This is a genomic window from Pseudomonas sp. NFACC41-3, from assembly GCF_900109505.1.
Taxonomy (GTDB): Bacteria; Pseudomonadota; Gammaproteobacteria; order Pseudomonadales; family Pseudomonadaceae; genus Aquipseudomonas; species Aquipseudomonas chlororaphis.
In genome coordinates, this window is record NZ_FOAE01000002.1 from 176,644 (window position 1) to 192,895 (window position 16,252).

The window sequence follows — 16,252 nt, forward strand, 5'->3', positions numbered from 1 at the left end:
AACGAGTGTCTCTGATCGCTTCTGACCACTTCCGCATCGTTGTCGGCCTCGGCAAGAGCGGCATGTCCCTGGTTCGCTTCCTGGCGAATCGGGGCGTGTCGTTTGCCGTCGCCGATACGCGGGAAAATCCACCGGAACTGGCCACGCTGCGCCGTGACTATCCGCATGTGGAAGTGCGTTGTGGCGAGCTGGACGTCGACTTCCTGTGCCGCGCCGACGAGCTCTACGTGAGCCCCGGCCTGGCCCTGGCGACCCCGGCCCTGCAAGCCGCCGCCGCCCGTGGGGTGAAACTCTCCGGCGATATCGAGCTGTTCGCGCGTAACGCGAAGGCGCCGATCGTCGCCATCAGCGGTTCCAACGCGAAGAGCACCGTGACCACTCTGGTGGGGGAAATGGCCGCGGCGGCGGGCAAGCGGGTCGCCGTGGGCGGTAACCTGGGCACGCCGGCCCTGGACCTGCTCAGCGACGATGTCGAGCTGTATGTCATGGAACTGTCCAGCTTCCAGCTGGAAACCACCGACCAGTTGGGGGCCGAAGTGGCCACCGTGCTGAACATCAGCGAAGACCATATGGACCGTTACAGCGGCCTGCCGGCGTATCACCTGGCCAAGCACCGGATCTTCCGTGGCGCTCGGCAAGTGGTGTTCAACCGCCAGGATGCCCTGACCCGGCCATTGATCGGTGAAGGCCTGCCGTGCTGGACCTTTGGCCTGAGCAAACCCGATTTCAAGGCGTTCGGCCTGCGTGAAGAGAATGGCGAGAAATACCTGGCCTTCGAATTCCAGAACCTGATGCCGGTGCGCGAGCTGAAGATCCGTGGCGCCCATAACCAGTCCAACGCCCTGGCGGCGCTGGCCCTGGGGCATGCGGTCGGCCTGCCGTTCGATGCCATGCTCTCGGCCCTGCGCACCTTCGCCGGCCTCGAGCACCGCTGCCAGTGGGTTCGCGACCTGGATGGTGTGGGTTATTACAACGACTCCAAGGCCACCAACGTCGGCGCCGCACTGGCGGCCATCGAAGGCCTGGGCGCGGATATCGAAGGCAAGATCGTGCTGATCGCCGGTGGCGACGGCAAGGGTGCCGAGTTCAAGGACCTGCGCGATCCGGTGGCGGCCAACTGCCGCGCCGTGATCCTGATGGGCCGCGATTCCGACAAGATCGGCGAGGCCATCGGCGATGCCGTGCCGCTGATTCGTGTCGGCTCCCTGGTCGACGCCGTGGCGCAATGCCGTGCCGTCGCCCAGTCCGGCGACGTGGTGCTGCTGTCGCCTGCCTGCGCCAGTTTCGACATGTTCAAGAATTACGAAGACCGTGGTCACCAGTTCGTCCGCGCCGTGGAGGATCTGGCATGAACCTGAGAGACATCATCAAGCCTTATCCATCGCCGATCATCACCGGGCGCGGCGTCGACCTCGACTTCCCGATGCTCGCCGGCTGCCTGACGCTGCTCGGCCTCGGGCTGATCATGATCGCCTCGGCCTCCACCGAAGTGGCGGCGGTGCAATCGGGCAGCGCGCTGTATTACATGATTCGCCACCTGATCTACGTGGTGCTGGGCCTGGGTGCCTGCATCGTCACCATGATGATTCCGATCGCTACCTGGCAACGCCTGGGCTGGATGATGCTGCTCGGTGCCTTCGGTTTGCTGGTGATGGTGATCATCCCGGGGATTGGCCGCGAGGTGAACGGTTCGATGCGCTGGATCGGCTTCAGTTTCTTCAACGTCCAGCCTTCCGAGATCGCCAAGGTCTTCGTGGTGATCTACCTCGCCGGTTATCTGGTGCGTCGCCAGAAAGAAGTGCGCGAAAGCTGGATGGGCTTCTTCAAGCCATTCATCGTGCTGTTGCCGATGGCTGGCCTGCTGCTGATGGAGCCGGACTTCGGCGCCACCGTGGTGATGATGGGGGCTGCAGCGGCGATGCTGTTCCTCGGCGGGGTCGGTCTGTTCCGTTTCTCCTTGATGGTGGTCCTGGCGGTCGCGGCGGTGGTCCTGCTGATTCAGATGCAGCCCTATCGAATGGCGCGCCTGACCAACTTTGCCGACCCTTGGGCTGACCAGTTCGGCGCGGGCTACCAGTTGTCCCAGGCCTTGATCGCTTTCGGCCGTGGCGAATGGCTGGGCGTTGGCCTGGGCAACAGCGTGCAGAAGCAGTTCTACCTGCCGGAAGCCCACACCGACTTCGTGTTCTCGGTCCTGGCCGAAGAGCTGGGTGCCGTGGGTTCCCTGTGCACGGTGGCGTTGTTCGTCTTCGTCTGTATCCGTGGCATGTACATCGGCCTGTGGGCCGAGAAAGCCAAGCAGTTCTTTGCCGCCTATGTCGCTTATGGCCTGTCGTTCCTGTGGATCGGCCAGTTCCTGATCAACATCGGGGTGAACGTCGGCCTGCTACCGACCAAAGGCCTGACCTTGCCGTTCCTCAGTTATGGCGGCAGTTCGTTGGTGATCTGCTGCGCCTGTCTTGGCCTGTTGCTGCGCATCGAGTGGGAGAGTCGGACCCACCTGGGCAGTGAAGAGATGGAGTTCAGCGAGAGCGACTTCGCCGAGGAGCCAAGCCATGGGCGCTAACGTGCTGATCATGGCCGGTGGCACCGGCGGTCACGTGTTCCCGGCGCTGGCCTGTGCCCGCGAATTCCAGGCGCGCGGTTATACCGTGCACTGGCTCGGCACCCCGCGCGGCATCGAAAACGAACTGGTGCCGAATGCCGGCCTGCAGCTGCACCTGATCAACGTCAGCGGCCTGCGTGGCAAGAGCAAGCTGTCGCTGCTCAAGGCGCCATTCGTGCTGCTCAAGGCAGTGCTGCAGGCGCGCCGGATCATTCGTCAGCTCAAGCCGGTCTGCGTGCTGGGCTTTGGCGGTTATGTGACCGGGCCTGGTGGCGTCGCGGCAAAACTGTCCGGCGTGCCAGTGATCGTTCATGAACAGAACGCGGTCGCCGGTACCGCCAATCGGCTGCTGGTGCCGTTGTCGGCCCGAGTCTGCGAAGCTTTCCCGGACACCTTTAGTGCCTCCAGCAGCCGGCGTACCACCGGCAACCCGGTGCGCACCGAGCTGTTCCTCGATACACCGCGCGAGGCCCTGGCCGGACGCAAGGCGCGTTTGCTGGTCCTGGGTGGAAGCCTGGGAGCAGAGCCGTTGAACAAGTTGCTGCCTGAAGCCCTGGCGCTGGTCTCCCCCGAACTGCGTCCGGAAGTGTTTCATCAGGCCGGCAAAAACCACGATGAAGTGACTGCAGAGCGCTATCGCGCCGCCGGCGTCGAGGCGCAGGTGCAGCCGTTCATCAAAGACATGGCCCAAGCCTACGGCTGGGCTGACCTGGTGGTCTGTCGCGCAGGCGCGTTGACCGTCAGTGAACTGGCTGCCGCCGGTCTGCCTTCGATGCTCGTGCCTTTGCCTCACGCCATCGACGATCACCAGACCCGCAATGCCGATTATTTGGCTCGTGAAGGCGCTGCCTTCCTGATGCCGCAAAGAACGACTGGCGCAGCGGACCTTGCCGCTCGCCTGACAGAGGTTTTGATGCAGCCGGAACGACTCAACAGCATGGCCGACGCCGCACGTCGCCTGGCCAAACCCGATGCCACCCGTAGCGTGGTCGATATCTGCCTGGAGGTGGCCCATGGTTGAGAATCAGAAAGCCATGCCACAACCGGAAATGCGCCGTATCCGTCGCATCCACTTCGTCGGTATCGGCGGCGTGGGCATGTGCGGGATCGCCGAAGTACTGCTGAACCTGGGCTACCAGGTTTCCGGCTCCGACCTCAAGGCGTCGCCGGTCACCGAGCGCCTCGAGTCCTTTGGTGCGCAGATCTTCATCGGCCACCGTGCCGAGAACGCCGCCAACGCCGATGTACTGGTGGTGTCCAGCGCCGTGAATACCTCCAACCCGGAAGTGGCCACCGCCCTGGAACGCCGCATCCCGGTAGTGCCGCGCGCGGAAATGCTCGCCGAGCTGATGCGCTACCGCCACGGCGTCGCCGTTGCCGGTACCCACGGCAAGACCACCACCACCAGCCTGCTGGCCTCGGTGTTCGCCGCCGGTGGCCTGGACCCGACCTTCGTCATCGGTGGCCGGCTGAATGCAGCTGGCACCAATGCACAGCTGGGCACCAGCCGCTACCTGATCGCCGAAGCCGATGAAAGCGACGCCAGTTTCCTGCACCTGCAGCCGCTGGTGGCCGTGGTGACCAACATCGACGCCGACCACATGGCGACCTACGACGGTGACTTCAACAAGCTGAAGAAAACCTTCGTCGAATTCCTGCACAACCTGCCGTTCTATGGCCTGGCCGTGCTGTGCCTGGACGACCCGGTGGTGCGCGAGATCCTGCCGCAGGTCAAGCGTCCGACCGTCACCTACGGTTTCAACGAAGGCGCCGACGTGCGCGCGATCAATGTACGCCAGCAGGGCATGCAGACCTTCTTCACCGTGCTGCGTCCCGATCGCGAGCCGCTGGATGTCTCGGTCAACATGCCGGGCAACCACAACGTGCTGAACGCGCTGGCGACCATCTGCATCGCCACCGACGAAGGCATCAGCGATGAAGCCATCGTCCAGGGCCTGTCGGGCTTCCAGGGCGTGGGTCGACGCTTCCAGGTCTATGGCGAGCTGCCGGTGGAAGGCGGCAACGTGATGCTGGTGGACGACTATGGCCACCACCCGACCGAAGTCGCGGCGGTGATCAAGGCCGTGCGCGGTGGCTGGCCTGAGCGTCGCCTGGTGATGGTCTACCAGCCGCACCGTTTCAGCCGCACCCGCGACCTGTACGACGATTTCGTCCAGGTGCTGGCGGACGCCAACGTCCTGCTGTTGATGGAAGTCTATCCGGCGGGCGAAGAGCCGATCCCGGGGGCGGACAGCCGTCAGCTGTGCCACAGCATCCGTCAGCGCGGCCAGTTGGATCCGATCTACATCGAGCGTGGGGTCGATCTCGCGCCGCTGGTCAAGCCGCTGCTGCGTGCCGGCGACATCCTGCTGTGCCAGGGCGCCGGTGATATCGGCGGCCTTGCGCCGAAGCTGTTGAACAGTCCGTTGTTTGCGGGTGCCGTGCCTGCCGGTCAGGGGAAGTCGAAATGACCGCCGCCTACGCCTCTCTGTTTTCGACCCTCGCGCCGAAGGATTTTGGCCGGGTCGCCGTGCTGTTCGGCGGCAAGAGCGCCGAGCGCGAAGTCTCGCTGAAGTCCGGTAACGCCGTGCTCGAAGCCTTGCTGAGCGCCGGTGTGGACGCCTTCGGCATCGACGTCGGTGACGACTTCCTGCAGCGCCTGCTGAACGAGAAGATCGATCGCGCCTTCATCATCCTCCACGGTCGTGGCGGCGAAGACGGCAGCATGCAGGGCCTGCTGGAATGCCTGGGGATTCCCTACACCGGCAGCGGCATCCTGGCTTCGGCGCTGGCGATGGACAAACTGCGTACTAAGCAGGTCTGGCACAGCCTCGGTATTCCGACGCCACGCCACGCCGTACTTGGCTCCGAGGCCGATTGTATTTGCGCGGCTACGGAACTGGGCATGCCTTTGATCGTCAAACCGGCGCATGAAGGTTCCAGTATTGGTATGGCCAAAGTGACATCCGCGTCCGAACTGATCGACGCATGGAAAGCGGCCAGCACCTACGACTCGCAAGTCTTGGTTGAACAATGGATTCAAGGTCCGGAGTTCACCATCGCCACGCTGCGCGGCCAGGTATTGCCACCGATCGCCCTGGGCACGCCCCACACGTTTTACGACTACGACGCCAAGTACCTGGCTTCCGATACCCAGTACCGGATTCCGTGCGGCCTCGACAGCAATAAAGAGCAGGAGCTCATGGACCTCACGGCGAAAGCCTGCGGGGCGCTCGGTATCGCCGGTTGGGCGCGTGCCGACGTGATGCAGGACGCCGATGGCCAGTTCTGGTTCCTGGAAGTGAATACCGCTCCCGGCATGACCGATCACAGCCTGGTTCCGATGGCGGCCCGTGCCGCCGGTCTGGATTTCCAGCAGTTGGTTCTGGCCATCCTGGCGGAGAGTGTCGTCAGTAACGCAGAGCCGCGAGGTTAAGGCCATGCAAGGCGCCCAGCTACGTCATCAGCAACCCGCTCCCGGCCGCAAGCCGGTGCCGCGTGGTGCCAGCCGGATGGTGGCCAAGGAGCCGATGTCGGCGCGCCTGCCGAAAGCCAACTTTGGCGTGCTGAAAAGCCTGATGTGGCCAGTGCTGCTGGTCGCGCTGGGATTCGGCACTTACGAGGGCGCGCAGCGCCTGTTGCCCTATGCCGACCGGCCGATCACCAAGGTCGCGGTGCAGGGCGACCTGAGTTACATCAGCCAGCAGGCGGTGCAGCAGCGGATCGCGCCCTACGTCGCGGCGAGCTTCTTCACCATCGACCTGGCGAGCATGCGTACCGAGCTGGAACAGATGCCATGGATCGCTCATGCCGAGGTACGGCGTGTGTGGCCGGACCAGGTGGTGATTCGCCTGGAAGAGCAGTTGCCGGTGGCCCGTTGGGGCGACGAGGCGCTGTTGAACAACCAGGGCCAGGCCTTCACCCCGCGTGAACTGGCGAACTACGAGCACTTGCCACAGTTGTTCGGCCCGCAGCGGGCCCAGCAGCAGGTGATGCAGCAGTACCAGGTGTTGAGCCAGATGCTGCGCCCGATGGGTTTCTCCATTGCCCGTCTGGAGTTGCGCGAGCGCGGCAGCTGGTTCCTGACCACGGGGGCCGGCAGCGCCGGTCCTGGTATCGAGTTGTTGCTCGGACGCGATCACCTGGTGGAGAAGATGCGCCGCTTCATTGCCATTTATGAAAAAACGCTGAAAGAACAGATTACGAACATCGCGCGCATCGATCTGCGTTATGCCAACGGCCTGGCCGTCGGCTGGCGGGAACCTGTAGCGCCCACGACGGCCCAACCCGCCGTCGCGAAGAATTAAGAAGAGGCAGGACCATGGCAAACGTGCAAAGCGGCAAAATGATCGTCGGTCTGGATATCGGCACCTCCAAGGTGGTGGCGCTGGTAGGCGAGGTCGCGGCCGATGGCACGCTGGAAATCGTCGGTATCGGCACCCATCCATCGCGCGGCCTGAAGAAGGGCGTGGTGGTGAATATCGAGTCCACCGTTCAATCGATCCAGCGCGCGGTAGAAGAAGCGCAACTGATGGCCGGTTGCCGTATCCACTCGGCATTCGTCGGCGTGGCGGGCAATCACATTCGCAGCCTGAACTCCCACGGCATCGTGGCGATTCGTGATCGTGAAGTGAGCTCGGCGGACCTGGAGCGGGTACTCGACGCGGCGCAGGCCGTGGCGATTCCGGCCGACCAGCGGGTGCTGCACACCCTGCCGCAGGATTACGTGATCGATAACCAGGAAGGCGTGCGCGAGCCCCTGGGCATGTCCGGCGTACGCCTGGAAGCCAAGGTGCACGTGGTGACCTGCGCGGTGAATGCCGCCCAGAACATCGAAAAGTGCGTGCGTCGCTGCGGCCTGGAAATCGACGACATCATTCTCGAACAGCTGGCCTCGGCGTATTCGGTGCTGACCGACGACGAGAAAGAGCTGGGTGTGTGCCTGGTGGATATCGGTGGCGGTACCACCGACATCGCGATCTTCACCGAAGGCGCGATTCGCCATACCGCGGTGATCCCGATTGCCGGCGACCAAGTGACCAACGACATCGCCATGGCGCTGCGTACGCCGACCCAGTACGCCGAAGAAATCAAGATCCGTTACGCCTGCGCCCTGGCCAAGCTGGCCGGTGCCGGCGAAACCATCAAGGTGCCAAGCGTCGGCGACCGTCCGCCGCGCGAGCTGTCCCGCCAGGCCCTGGCCGAAGTGGTCGAGCCGCGTTATGACGAGCTGTTCACCCTGATCCAGGCCGAACTGCGTCGCAGCGGCTACGAAGACCTGATCCCGGCTGGCATCGTGCTGACCGGCGGTACTTCGAAAATGGAAGGCGCGGTCGAACTGGCCGAAGAGATTTTCCACATGCCGGTCCGCCTGGGCGTGCCGCACACCGTCAAAGGCCTGTCCGACGTGGTGCGCAACCCGATCTACTCCACCGGCGTGGGCTTGCTGTTGTACGGGCTGCAGAAGCAGTCCGACGGTATCTCGTTCTCCGGCATCGGTAGCCGGGACAGCTACAGCAGCGACGAACCCAAGGCCGCCTTGCTCGATCGCATCAAGAGCTGGGTGCAGGGCAACTTCTGAAGATTTACCGCAACACCGTTGTAAGCAGTAGGCGAAAAAACTAGAGAAATGAAAGGAGAGGGAAAATGTTCGAACTCGTAGACAACGTCCCCGCAAGTCCGGTAATCAAGGTTATCGGTGTCGGCGGTGGCGGCGGCAACGCCGTCAATCACATGGTCAAGAGCAACATCGAAGGCGTCGAATTCATCTGCGCCAACACTGATGCTCAAGCGCTGAAAAACATCGGCGCGCGGACCATCCTGCAACTGGGTACCGGCGTGACCAAGGGCCTGGGTGCTGGTGCCAATCCTGAAGTCGGCCGTCAAGCCGCCCTGGAAGACCGCGAGCGTATCGCTGAAGTGCTGGCGGGCACCAACATGGTGTTCATCACGACCGGCATGGGCGGTGGTACCGGTACCGGTGCCGCGCCGATCATCGCCGAAGTGGCCAAGGAAATGGGCATCCTCACCGTTGCGGTGGTGACCCGTCCGTTCCCGTTCGAAGGCCGCAAGCGCATGCAGATCGCCGATGAAGGCATCCGCGCGCTGAGCGAAAGCGTCGATTCGTTGATCACCATTCCCAACGAAAAACTGCTGACCATCCTCGGCAAAGACGCCAGCCTGCTGTCGGCTTTCGCCAAGGCCGACGACGTACTGGCCGGTGCCGTTCGCGGTATCTCCGACATCATCAAGCGTCCGGGCATGATCAACGTCGACTTCGCCGACGTACGCACCGTGATGAGCGAAATGGGCATGGCGATGATGGGCACTGGCTGCGCCAGCGGTCCTAACCGTGCACGTGAAGCGACCGAAGCGGCAATCCGCAACCCGCTGCTGGAAGACGTGAACCTGCAAGGCGCGCGCGGCATCCTGGTGAACATCACCGCCGGTCCCGACCTGTCCCTGGGCGAGTACTCCGACGTAGGTAGCATCATCGAAGCCTTCGCTTCCGAGCACGCCATGGTCAAGGTCGGTACCGTTATCGATCCGGACATGCGCGACGAGCTGCACGTGACCGTGGTAGCCACAGGTCTGGGCGCGAAAATCGAGAAGCCTGTGAAGGTCATCGACAATACCGTGCAAACCTCCATGGCCGCTGCACAGGCGCCAGCACCTGCGCGTCAGGAACTGCCGTCGGTCAACTACCGTGATCTGGACCGTCCGACCGTCATGCGCAACCAGGCCCAGGCCAGTGCTGCGACTGCGGCGAAGCTGAATCCGCAAGATGATCTGGACTATCTGGACATCCCGGCTTTCCTGCGTCGCCAGGCCGATTGATGGAATGTATCAGGGGTATTAGGGTGATTGGTGTTCAGCAAAGGTCTGGTCTGCTATTATCGCCAGCCTTTGTTGATACCAGTTCGCAATTTGCGCTGAAGCGGCCCAAGCCATGATTAAACAACGCACCCTGAAGAATATTATCCGTGCCACAGGTGTAGGCCTGCACTCCGGGGAGAAGGTTTACCTGACCCTCAAGCCTGCGCCTGTCGACACCGGCATTGTGTTTTGTCGTGCCGACCTGGACCCTGTGGTGCAGATTCCTGCTCGCGCGGAAAACGTTGGTGAAACCACTATGTCGACCACCCTGGTCAACGGTGACACCAAAGTGGACACGGTGGAGCACTTGCTCTCGGCCATGGCTGGCCTGGGCATCGATAACGCCTACGTCGAGCTCTCCGCGTCCGAAGTCCCGATCATGGATGGCAGCGCTGGACCCTTCGTATTCCTGATTCAATCTGCCGGCCTGGAAGAACAGGACGCAGCCAAGAAGTTCATCCGCATCCTTCGCGAGGTGACAGTGGAAGACGGCGACAAGCGCGCCACTTTCGTGCCTTTCGACGGTTTTAAAGTGAGCTTTGAGATCGATTTTGATCACCCGGTTTTCCGTGACCGCACCCAGAGTGCAAGCGTGGACTTTTCCAGCACTTCGTTCGTAAAAGAAGTCAGCCGCGCCCGTACCTTTGGTTTCATGAGTGATATCGAGTACCTGCGCAAGCACAATCTCGCACTCGGCGGCAGCGTGGAAAACGCCATCGTGGTCGACGCGGATGGTGTACTGAACGAGGACGGCCTTCGCTACGAAGACGAATTCGTGAAGCACAAGATCCTCGACGCAATTGGTGACCTCTACCTGCTGGGCAACAGCCTGATAGGTGAGTTCAAAGGCTTCAAGTCGGGCCATGCACTGAACAACCAGCTTCTGCGCAAGCTCATTGAGCAGAAAGACGCTTGGGAAGTCGTGACCTTCGAAGATGCCAGCACTGCACCGATCTCTTACATGCGTCCGGTTGCGGCCGTGTAAGTAACACTCTCTTTCCTTTAGTTTTTAAAGGCTGCCCTCGGGTGGCCTTTTTTTATGTCCGCAGATTCCTGCGCGGCTGATGAGGTTATCGCGGGCAGCACGGGACCAATAGAAGCGAGGCGTGGCCACGATGGGCTCAGCCCGCCACCACCCGGTTTCGCCCTTCGGCCTTGGCCTGGTACAGCGCCTTGTCGGCCATCGAGCACAACGCTTCCAGGCTGGACTTCGGCGTGCCCGCCCAGGTGCTGAGGCCGATGCTGATGGTGATTGGCGAGGCGCCATCCCGGATCGGCGGCAGGCGCTCGATCGCCAGGCGGATATGCTCGGCGATACGCCGGGCGCCTTCGTTATCGGTCTCCGGCAGGACCACGGCGAACTCTTCGCCGCCGTAGCGCGCGGCCAAATCGCCGGGGCGACGGATATTGTCACTGATCACCCGGGCCACGATGCGCAGGGCTTCATCGCCGAGCGGGTGGCCGTGGCGGTCGTTGAAGGCCTTGAAGTGATCCACGTCCAACATCAGCAGCGACAGGGCGCTGTGGGAGCGTTGCGCGCGTCCCCATTCGCGGGCCAGGGTCTGGTCCAGGCTGCGGCGGTTGTCCAGGCCGGTGAGAGCGTCAGTGGCGGCCAGTTGCGCGAGTTCCTGCTCGGCGCTCTGGCGGCGACGCAATTCCCGGCAAAGCAGCCAGGTCAGCCACAGCAGGCCCAGGCACAGCGCACCGGTGGCGCCGCCGACCACCAGCGCGGTGCGCTGCCAGGAGGCGAAGACTTCATTGCTGGAGAGCGCCACGATCACGATCAGCGGCAGGTCTCCGACCTGGGAGAAGGTATACAGGCGCGGCTGCTGGGTGCTGGACATGCCTTTGAAGCTGCCGTTCCCCTCGCGCAGGATGCGGATGAAATTGGGCCGTTGGCTGAAGTCCTGACCGATCAGGTTGTCCGCTCGTGGTGGTTCCTGGGCCAGCAGGATACCGTCGCTACTGATCAGGTTGACCGAGCTGTCGCGGCCGACATTCAGGCTTTTGAACAATTGGCTGAAGTAGTCCAGGCGCATGGCCGCTTCGGCCACGCCGAGGAACTCCCCGTGCTCGCCGGACACGCGCCGGCTGAAGCTGATGCGCCAATCCAGCTCGGGCGGGCGGGCACGGAACGGTCGGCTGATCAGCATGCCCGGATCTGGGTTGTTCACATGGGACTGGAAATACTCCCGGTCGGCAAAGTTGCCCTGGCGCGGTTCGACCGAGGCGGAGTCGGCGAGCACGTCGCCGCGCGAGTCGAGCAGCAGGATGTTGCCCTTGTAGGGGGCCGCAGTGGCCCGGTCGAACAGCGCCATATGGCGAATGGTCGGCGATACCTGCTTCAGGTCGTCGCGTTGCGAGGCGCTGATCAGGCCACGCAGGGATACGTCGTACAGCTCGACGTTGCGCAGCACGTCGGCGTCGATCAATTGCACGATGTTGGAAGCCGCGCGGGTGGCGGCCATTTCGGCGCTGCCGCGTTCGCGAATCAGCAAGAAGGTCACGATGCTCAGGATGGAGATGACCATCAGTGAGCTTCCAAGAATCAGCATCCTTTCCGACCGGGTCAAAGTGGTCGTGTTGCGGGGTGTCGCACTACTCACACTCATGGTTCTGACTTCTGCGGTGTGTACGTTTCAGGGGTGTTTCCGGATGAAGCAAGCAGAGTTGCAGAGACCGATCGCGCCTGCGGGCGCATGTATAAATCGCAGACAAAAAAAAGGCCAGCAAAATGATGCTGGCCTTTTGCTTAATCGAGCTTAGAACACATTGAATGGGTAATCGACGATTACCCGGTATTCGTCGGTGTCATTGTCCAGCGCGCCATAACCGTTGCCGCCACGGTTGGTGGCCCACTGCAGGCGGACCGCCAGATCCTTGGCCTGGCCACCCTGTACCACGTACTTGAGGTCGAGGTCGCGTTCCCAGTGCTTGGCGTGCTCGCCGCCGGCGCTGTACCAGTTGGCGTAGCCACGGCTGTGCGGGTCGACCTTGGTCAGGTCCAGCTCGCCGCGCGAGTAGGAGAGCGCCGAAGTCAGGCCCGGCAGGCCGAGGCCGGCGAAGTCGTAGGCGTACTTGAGTTTCCACGAACGCTCGTTGGGGCCGTTGAAGTCCGAATACTGCTGGGAATTGTCCAGGTAGATGCTGTCGCCCTGGTTTATGTAGTCGAACGGGGTGTTGCCGTTCACGCGCTGATAGGCGGCGGTGAGGCTGTGATGGCCGATCCCCAGGGTGAAATGCAGGCTGTAGGTGTTGTTGTCGATGTCGCCCAGCAGCGCGTCGCCGGTGTCCTGGGTGTGATAGAAGTGCAAGCCCGGGTTCAGGGTCACCAGCTCGTTCAGCGCATAGCTGTAGTCGAGGTCGTAGTAGTACTGGTTCCAGATGTCCTTGAGTTCGGCGGCGTACAGGCTGCTGGTCAGCCCGGGCACGCCGCTCCAGGCCACGCCGGCCCAGTTCAGGTGGCGGCTTTCGTCGCCATTCGCCAGTTTGCCGTAGGCCGTGTCGATACGTCGGCGGCCGCTCTGGTTATAGGGCTTGGTGAAGCTGGCCTGGCCGCCTTCGAGCAGCCAGCCGTCGAAGCTGTGGTTGGCCAGGCTGACCCCGCGGAAGGTCTGCGGCAGCATGCGGCTCTGGCCGCCGGCGATCACCGGATTGTTGAGAAACAGATCGCCGGCCTTGAGCTCGGTGTCGAAGGCGCGGATTTTCAGGGTGGCGCCAGCGGTAGAAAACGACGTCGGCGCTTTGCCGCTGCCATCGCTGACCGGCAGGATGCTCGAGCTGTCAGTGCCGCCACCGCCATCGAGTTTCAGGCCGAGCATGGCGTTGGCATCGAGGCCGAAACCGACCGTGCCCTGGGTATAACCCGACTCGAAAATCCCCAGGAAACCCTGGCCCCACTCGATGTTGTCATCGTTTTGCTGGTGGCGGTTGCGATTCATGTAGTAGTTGCGGGCGTTGAGCTTGAGGCTTGCGCCTTCGACGAAGCCTTTGGGGCTGGCCTCGTCGGCGGCCTGGACACAGGGGGCGATAGTTGCAGCCATTGCAATGAACAACGGGCTGAGAGTGGAAGTGACCTTCACCGGTAAAAAGCTCCTTGGATGAATGATGACAGTTGTTATTGTCGATTCGGGTGTTTCTTGTTCTGGGTGAAACGAATGAAACAGGCAGTTCTACATGGCAAAAAAAAGCCGCTGTTATCAGCGGCTTTAAGACAACTTACTCCGGGGGGTAGAGCAGAGAAGTTGTCGAGGGAAACGAGTCGGTAGCAGGTGTCAGCTGTCCTTCTGAACGTCCGGCTGGCGTTGTTCCGCCGTGATGTTCTGCGGCTGCTCGCCGTTCTGTTGCTTGGCAGCCAGCGCTTCCTGGGCGTCCTGGAAGGCAGCGGCGCGCGCGGCGTTATGCGCGGCGAAAGTCTGCGATTCTTCGGCCATGGCCATAGGGACCAAGAACAGGGAGGACAAAACAAACGCGCTGGCAATACCCATACTGTTGGACATTTCTGAAGACCTTCTTGCAGAGCAAGTTCAAATTAGGTGCGACAAAAATATAACTTCAGGGCAGCCGGAAAAAGCGCCGAACAGGATAAGCACTGTTACGCCAAAAGCAATAGTTGACACCGTTTCTGTAGGCGCCAGGCTGGCCAGCGATGCAGGCAATGCGCTGTGTCTGATGCACCGCCATCGCGAGCAATCGAGCGTCGACCGGCTGCTCTTAGAGAGGAGAGGGAGAGCTCAGATCGGCAGGTAGAGGCCGAAGGTGTTCATGCCGTCATCGCTGCGCACGAACACGTCGCCACCGTGCATCAGGGCGATGGCCTTGACGATCGCCAGCCCCAGGCCGTGGTTGGCGCCGCTGTTGCTGCGGGAGGCATCGACCCGGTAGAAGCGCTCGAACAGCCGGGGCAGGTGCTCGCTGGCGATGGCCTGGCCGGGATTGCTCACGGCGATGGTCACCTGATGTTCCTGCACATCGATCTGCACCCGGATCACCTGCCCGGGCTCGGTGTGTTGCACGGCATTGCTCAGCAGGTTGATCAGCGCCCGGCGCAGGTGGGCGATCTCGATCTGCACCTGGGCATCGCCGCGGACCTCGACCTTGACCTGGGCGTCCTCGAGGATGAAATCCAGGTAGTCCAGGGTGGTGGCCACTTCACTGGCCAGGGAGGTGCTGGTGAGCTTGGTGGCCTTGCTGCCCTGGTCGGCGCTGGCCAGGAACAGCATGTCGTTGATGATCGAGCGCAGCCGTTCCAACTCTTCGAGATTGGATTGCAGCACCTCGAAATAATGCTCGGCGGAGCGCCCGCGAGTCAGCGCCACCTGGGTCTGGCCGATCAGGTTGGTCAGGGGCGAGCGCAGTTCGTGGGCGACGTCGGCATTGAAGGATTCCAGGCGCGAATAGGCTTGTTCCACCCGCTCCAGGGTCGAGTTGAACGAGTTGGCGAACTGCGTCAACTCCGGCGGCAGCGATGACAGCTGCAAGCGTCCGGAAAGCCTCGGTGGGGCCAGGCGCTGGGCCTCTTCGGACAGCCCGATCAAGGGTTTCAGGCCAATGCGCGCCACCCAGTAACCCAGCGCCGAGGCCAGCAGCACGCCGACGATGGCCAGGCTGATCAAGGCAATCAGCAGCTGGTGCTGGGTCTCGTAGAAGGTCTCGGTGTCGATGGCGATCAGAAAGCGCAGCGGCGGGCGCAGCTCCTTGGCCGGCAGTTGGCTGACCAGTACTTTCAGCGGATAGGGATGCCCGGGCAGGGTCAGGTCGCGCATGCCCAGCGGGCCCTGGGCGAAGCGGCGGATCTGCGGGTCAGGGTTGCCGTATTCGTAGGCGGGATCGCCGCTGACCACCCAGAAACGGATGCGCTTGTCTTCTTCGCTGAGCAGCTTGAGCTTGTTGTTGATCTTGGCCCAGTGCTCCGGGTTGCCGAAGCGCGTCAGGGCCGACTCCAGCACGCTGTAGCGCGCATCCAGCTCGGCCTCGGGCAGCAGGCCCAGGCCCTTGTCCACCTGTTGATAGAGCGCGCCGCCGATCAGCAGGAAGATCAGCAGGGCCACCAGGGTGAACAGCCCGCTCAGGCGCAGGGCAATCGAATTACGAGGCACCGCGGTTCTCCAGCACGTAACCCATGCCGCGGATGGTGTGCAGCAGTTTCTGCTCGAACGGCCCGTCGAGCTTGGCCCGCAGGCGCTTGATCGCCACTTCGACGACATTGGCGTCGCTGTCGAAGTTGATGTCCCAGACCATCTCGGCGATCGCGGTTTTCGACAGGATCTCGCCCTGGCGCCGGGCGAGCACGCTGAGCAGCGAGAACTCCTTGGCGGTCAGGTCCAGGCGCGTGCCGGCGCGGCTGGCCTTGCGGCTGATCAGGTCGATCCACAGGTCGGCGATGCTGATCTGCACCGGTTCGTGGCCGCCGCTGCGGCGGGTCAGGGCTTGCAGGCGCGCCACCAGTTCGAGGAAGGAAAAGGGCTTGCCCAGGTAGTCGTCGGCGCCGTCGCGCAGGCCCTTGATACGGTCTTCGACGCGCTCGCGGGCGGTGAGCATGATCACCGGCGTCTGCTTGCGCGCGCGCAGCGTCCGCAGCACGCCGAAGCCGTCGAGGCCGGGCAGCATCACGTCGAGCACGATCACCGCGTAGTCGCTTTCCAGCGCCAGGTGCAGGCCCTCGACGCCGTCGCGCGCGAGGTCCACGGTGTAGCCTTGTTCGGTCAGGCCGCGGTGCAGATAGTCCGCGGTTTTCTCTTCGTCTTCGATAATCAGAACGCGCATGACCCC

14 protein-coding genes are annotated in these 16,252 nt (G+C 62.7%); 9 read left to right on the forward strand and 5 right to left on the reverse strand.

The window, feature by feature from the left end:
- Positions 1 to 5 precede the first annotated feature (5 nt).
- From murD to lpxC, 9 genes are all read left to right on the forward strand, one after another.
- Positions 6 to 1,352 carry a UDP-N-acetylmuramoyl-L-alanine--D-glutamate ligase gene (gene murD / locus BMY68_RS10165; RefSeq protein ID WP_085532335.1) on the forward strand — a complete coding sequence of 449 codons (1,347 nt, stop codon included), beginning with the start codon at positions 6 to 8 and terminating at the stop codon, positions 1,350 to 1,352.
- Between the two features lie 2 nt (positions 1,353 to 1,354).
- Positions 1,355 to 2,566, forward strand: a complete 1,212-nt coding sequence (gene ftsW / locus BMY68_RS10170) for a putative lipid II flippase FtsW (RefSeq protein WP_169914962.1) — start codon at positions 1,355 to 1,357, stop codon at positions 2,564 to 2,566.
- Positions 2,556 to 3,626 carry an undecaprenyldiphospho-muramoylpentapeptide beta-N-acetylglucosaminyltransferase gene (gene murG / locus BMY68_RS10175; RefSeq protein ID WP_085532333.1) on the forward strand — a complete coding sequence of 357 codons (1,071 nt, stop codon included), beginning with the start codon at positions 2,556 to 2,558 and terminating at the stop codon, positions 3,624 to 3,626. Before ftsW ends, murG begins: the two co-directional genes overlap by 11 nt.
- Positions 3,619 to 5,076 (forward strand): UDP-N-acetylmuramate--L-alanine ligase, encoded by a 1,458-nt coding sequence (gene murC, locus BMY68_RS10180; RefSeq protein WP_025806185.1) that lies wholly within the window; start codon positions 3,619 to 3,621, stop codon positions 5,074 to 5,076. The genes murG and murC overlap by 8 nt, the downstream gene beginning before the upstream one ends.
- A complete protein-coding gene (locus BMY68_RS10185) occupies positions 5,073 to 6,041 on the forward strand; it encodes a D-alanine--D-alanine ligase (protein WP_085532330.1) in 969 nt (322 codons plus the stop codon). Before murC ends, BMY68_RS10185 begins: the two co-directional genes overlap by 4 nt.
- Before the next feature lie 4 nt (positions 6,042 to 6,045).
- A complete protein-coding gene (locus tag BMY68_RS10190) occupies positions 6,046 to 6,912 on the forward strand; it encodes a cell division protein FtsQ/DivIB (RefSeq protein WP_007922133.1) in 867 nt (288 codons plus the stop codon).
- Between the two features lie 14 nt (positions 6,913 to 6,926).
- A complete protein-coding gene (gene ftsA / locus BMY68_RS10195) occupies positions 6,927 to 8,186 on the forward strand; it encodes a cell division protein FtsA (protein ID WP_007922131.1) in 1,260 nt (419 codons plus the stop codon).
- Between the two features lie 65 nt (positions 8,187 to 8,251).
- Positions 8,252 to 9,442, forward strand: a complete 1,191-nt coding sequence (gene ftsZ, locus BMY68_RS10200; protein WP_007922129.1) for a cell division protein FtsZ — start codon at positions 8,252 to 8,254, stop codon at positions 9,440 to 9,442.
- Positions 9,443 to 9,554: 112 nt separating this feature from the next.
- Positions 9,555 to 10,466, forward strand: coding sequence for a UDP-3-O-acyl-N-acetylglucosamine deacetylase (lpxC, locus tag BMY68_RS10205; protein ID WP_009045509.1), 912 nt, complete (start codon positions 9,555 to 9,557; stop codon positions 10,464 to 10,466).
- A gap of 136 nt (positions 10,467 to 10,602) precedes the next feature.
- Here the strand turns inward: lpxC and BMY68_RS10210 are convergent, their stop codons facing one another.
- From BMY68_RS10210 to BMY68_RS10230, 5 genes are all read right to left on the reverse strand, one after another.
- Positions 10,603 to 12,093: a sensor domain-containing diguanylate cyclase gene (locus tag BMY68_RS10210; RefSeq protein WP_085532327.1), complete on the reverse strand. Its 1,491-nt coding sequence runs from the start codon at positions 12,091 to 12,093 to the stop codon at positions 10,603 to 10,605.
- 150 nt (positions 12,094 to 12,243) lie between these two features.
- Positions 12,244 to 13,524 (reverse strand): OprD family porin, encoded by a 1,281-nt coding sequence (locus tag BMY68_RS10215; RefSeq protein WP_085532531.1) that lies wholly within the window; start codon positions 13,522 to 13,524, stop codon positions 12,244 to 12,246.
- 231 nt (positions 13,525 to 13,755) lie between these two features.
- Entirely contained in the window at positions 13,756 to 13,980 is a 225-nt protein-coding gene (locus BMY68_RS10220; protein ID WP_085532324.1) for a hypothetical protein, read from the reverse strand.
- A 234-nt stretch (positions 13,981 to 14,214) separates the two neighbouring features.
- Positions 14,215 to 15,579 carry a heavy metal sensor histidine kinase gene (locus BMY68_RS10225; protein WP_062824702.1) on the reverse strand — a complete coding sequence of 455 codons (1,365 nt, stop codon included), beginning with the start codon at positions 15,577 to 15,579 and terminating at the stop codon, positions 14,215 to 14,217.
- On the reverse strand, positions 15,569 to 16,246 hold the full coding sequence (locus BMY68_RS10230) for a heavy metal response regulator transcription factor (protein ID WP_085532322.1): 678 nt from the start codon (positions 16,244 to 16,246) through the stop codon (positions 15,569 to 15,571). Before BMY68_RS10230 ends, BMY68_RS10225 begins: the two co-directional genes overlap by 11 nt.
- Positions 16,247 to 16,252 lie beyond the last annotated feature (6 nt).